Raw genomic sequence first — 1115 nt, 5'->3', positions numbered from 1 at the left:
AAATGTAACTCTGCCTAAATCATCATAATTAGCAGATTTCCTGTACCTAGCAATATGGACATCTAAGTCTTTTGCAACTTCTTTTGACCACAAATCACGTAATTGTTTTCGAACTTTTTGCCATGTCATAATTTTCAGCTTTGGAATATAACATTATATTAGACGGAAAAAATCTATGCCATTTCGAGAAAAATACCGAATCGCCCACAAACTGTATACTTACACAGTTAAAATTAGTGCTCTCAAGGACAGGCACACCAAAAACACTTCCGTTATAAAAATATCAGGCTAATAACCAGAATGACTTAAAACGAGTGCCTGTCCCAGTAAAACGCTTAATGCTGTTTTCATCGAGAAACTCTCGAAAATATTCAGTATTCCCCAAAATATCGGAAGCGAAGCAATCAGTTCCAATTAGCGGGCCATCTGAGTGATTCCCAACCCAAAGTAAATACGCTTTAAGAGATAAAGGTAACTTTAAATCTAGCTTGCGCTCCATTTCAACGAGATTGTCTACGGTAGCACCCTTGGCATCACCATATTTACTTCTTAATTTCTCATTATAAAACTGCTGAGTCTTCGGTAACATTTTGCCTACTAACGCCGCAAGAAACTGCCGGAGTAAGGTGGCTGCTTTTTTGCGTGTTTTTGCAAAAAAGCAGCCACCTTATGGAGGTCAGATTTGCTTGCCTTGTTAGTGATTTTACGCAATCTCGACACCAGTTATATCAGAGTGGTTTTCGAATATTTTTTTGAAGTACTGGAAGCATGCGTTTGATTCAGACATCTTATTTCTACCCAATATCTTTTCTTTTAGAGTTCGATACCGGTGAACTTGAAAAACCCACTCCAGTTCTTGGTTTGGGTCATCTCCTTTTTCATAAAATGCTGCTGATCCGATTAGATATTTGGCTCCATCCCATTCAAGCTCGCTATACCACCCCCAATCTTCGGCGTCAGGGACAGTAATGTCTACCTCATTTTTGAGCTCCGCCCTGAGCCATTCAAGTAGTGATAGGCCGAAAACCGGATTGATCGGATTTTCTTTTTCAGTACTTACATCGAACATAGAGGTTTTAAAATGTATGGCTTTATTCATGAGCCTCCCTGATCAC

At 39.3% G+C, this 1115-nt stretch carries 2 protein-coding genes; both read right to left on the bottom strand.

What is annotated here, in order from left to right; all coding sequences use genetic code 11:
* Nucleotides 1–283: 283 nt before the first annotated feature.
* A complete protein-coding gene (locus AC438_RS16420) occupies nucleotides 284–589 on the bottom strand; it encodes an SMI1/KNR4 family protein (protein ID WP_053982334.1) in 306 nt (101 codons plus the stop codon).
* 114 nt (nucleotides 590–703) lie between these two features.
* Nucleotides 704–1099, bottom strand: a complete 396-nt coding sequence (locus AC438_RS16415; protein WP_053982333.1) for a hypothetical protein — start codon at nucleotides 1097–1099, stop codon at nucleotides 704–706.
* Between the last annotated feature and the right edge of the window lie 16 nt (nucleotides 1100–1115).

The organism is Marinagarivorans algicola (genome assembly GCF_001292705.1).
GTDB lineage: Bacteria > Pseudomonadota > Gammaproteobacteria > Pseudomonadales > Cellvibrionaceae > Marinagarivorans > Marinagarivorans algicola.
The sequence above is the reverse complement of the archived record's forward strand: the minus strand, read 5'-3'. Positions and strand labels throughout refer to the sequence as shown.